Origin of the sequence: Vibrio splendidus 12E03 (assembly GCF_000272105.2) — a bacterium.
Classification (GTDB): domain Bacteria; phylum Pseudomonadota; class Gammaproteobacteria; order Enterobacterales; family Vibrionaceae; genus Vibrio; species Vibrio splendidus_I.
This window is the reverse complement of record NZ_AJZD02000208.1, coordinates 1-2470: the sequence shown is the minus strand read 5'-3', so window position 1 is coordinate 2470 and position 2470 is coordinate 1. Positions and strand designations below refer to the sequence as shown.

Sequence of the window (2470 nt, the reverse complement as noted above, 5' to 3'; positions counted from 1 at the left end):
TTGACTCACATTAGTATTAAAATCTGAGATATAATCTGTATATTTATATAGAAAACCGAACAGTTTAGTTCTTATATTATAATTATGAGCAGTACATACTAGTTTGTATTTTTTTCTTGTTAATAGTTTTAAAAATCTAGAAAAAACAATTGAATGTGGTAAATGAGAATGAACTACATCAGGGTTAAATTCATCTAATATGTTTTTATACCTAAATAAACAAGATGCAAGCCCGAAAATATTACTCATATTTAAAGATCTTACTTCACAAAAATCGACTTGGCTTAATAGTTCATCCGGTTGATTTTTCAACCGTATAATTAAAACAATGTTACCTCTTTTATGGTGTTCTTTTGCAAGCGATACAATTTGTTTTTCGGCGCCACCTACACCGAAAGAATTAATGACATAAGCTATTTTCACTATATAGCATCCTTTCCTTTAAATTGAGATTTCCACTCATTTATCTCTGTAAGTGGGATAGTAATATCTGTTGAAAATTCAGAGTTAATCATAATTTCCAACTCTGATGAGATGTTATTTTTCTCAATCATATTTATATTAAAATCTTTCTGTTTCTCTTTAGCCCTATTATCTATTCCAATAATAATACTTCGATTCAAATACTGAAGACTTCGAATTCCCGCATGTAATCTTGTCCCAACAAAATCTATTTCTTTTTTGGACAATAGGTCGTCATATAAATCTAATTGTGGTGGAATTATAACTATTTTTTGTTTGTTATTTTTCAAAGAAAGTGATTGAAAGTACTCAAAATCGCCTCTACCTTGCAACCAAAGATAAACCTCTTCATAATTATCGCAAAGAATGTCTATCATGACTTCATCATTGAGCTTATCTTGGCGGTAATCGGTAATTGTAAACACTACTTTATTCGACTTTTGTGACTTTATTTTCGAACAATGATCAGGAGTCAATTTCCACATTGTAGCACAAGCTGTATTTAGTACATTTTTAATACCAATTTCTTCAAGTTTTTCTTTTGTGTATTCATCTCTTACAGAATGAATTCTTTCAGAACTCAATAAGTGACGATAGGCTAACTTTGAATATAAAGATGTATTTTTTTGATAATCGACCCACCCCACACCTAATGTGATCAATTTTTTCATTCTGATTACATCAAGAGGCCCGACATTCCATTGACCTGACTTAAAGAATTCACCCGTTAAAATATTTGATCCACATAATAATCTCTCTGCGGCTTCATTAAAATAGTGAATACCAATAGAACTAGTACCATCATGCGTGGACGCTTTGATAAATTGTTGCTCTGCAAATATAGGTGCTATTTGCTCGTATATAGATCTATTGATAATTTCATCACCAACATTTAGAGACATAACACTTGTATCATATAAGGCGATTACAGATTCGTTCTGCTTTGAACCGGTAAATTTATTTATACCTGTTCTTTTGATTACTTTATTTAACATAAATAGACCTAAAAAATAAACTTCTCATACGATGAGAAAATATAAAAACAATGATTAGTGATAGTACCCAAGAAAGTAAAGCGGACACAATCACTCCATCTATTCCAAAATATGGAATAAGCATTAAATTAAGTACAAAATTAAAAGATAATCCTAAAAAGTTTCTAGTGAAAGCAATTCTACCTAATTCCTCTGCGACTAATACCCTTCCAATGGAAGACGAAATGAATATTAATAATATCAATGGACTCAGTAATCTAACAATGTAAATGGCTTGATTAAACTTATCTCCATAAAACACATTAATCGCTAGAGGGGAAATATAGAAATTTAAAACACTGAATAATACGCCTAGAAAGATCGTAAAAAACATAAGATTTCTTATTATATTAATATAACGCTCATTATCATTTCTGCTTATAGATAATTCTCTTGAAAATGATAGGTTAAAAGCGGATGACATTAACACGAATATACCAACGACCTTCATAGCTAAAGCATAGTTTGCAACATTTTCTAATGTCATCATTTTTGCCAATAAAATTTGGTCTACTTTACCGAACGCAACAATAGAAAAAGAAGATAGTATAAAATATATTCGTAATTTAACCAGTCCAAATATTTCCAATAAATATTTGGCTCTCACACTTCTGAATTCGACAAGAAAAACACCACCAGCGACAGTAAACAAAACAAACATGTCAATGATATAGAAATATGGGATATTAGATTCATCTAAAAATAAAACTAACATCAACTTCATTATAAATGAAATTGATGTTGAAAAAACACCAATAAAGAAGTACTTCTTCTCTTTCTTTACGGTAATATTATAAATAGTTAATATGGTTATTGTTTTAAATAAAATCAGCGTTGAAATTACCGCGCCTACATATAAATTAAAATCGAGTAGCGATATAGCTATGATGGAAATCACATACCCAAACACACTACTGATCACTTTAACAATAAGGCAACTAAAATAATAATCTCCAATAGAAATTCGATCACTA

3 protein-coding genes are annotated in these 2470 nt (G+C 29.8%); all 3 read right to left on the bottom strand.

Annotation, left to right across the window (positions count from 1 at the left end):
• Positions 1-423: glycosyltransferase (locus tag A142_RS14135; RefSeq protein WP_019826117.1), on the bottom strand; the 423-nt coding region annotated here is incomplete at its 3' end.
• The gene (locus tag A142_RS14130) at positions 423-1457 is read right to left on the bottom strand and encodes a polysaccharide pyruvyl transferase family protein (protein ID WP_019826116.1); all 1035 of its coding nucleotides are present in this window, start codon (positions 1455-1457) and stop codon (positions 423-425) included. The genes A142_RS14130 and A142_RS14135, both read right to left, overlap by 1 nt.
• Positions 1447-2470, bottom strand: a 1024-nt coding sequence (locus A142_RS14125) for a polysaccharide biosynthesis C-terminal domain-containing protein (RefSeq protein WP_019826111.1), incomplete at its 5' end; no start/stop codon positions are given. The genes A142_RS14130 and A142_RS14125, both read right to left, overlap by 11 nt.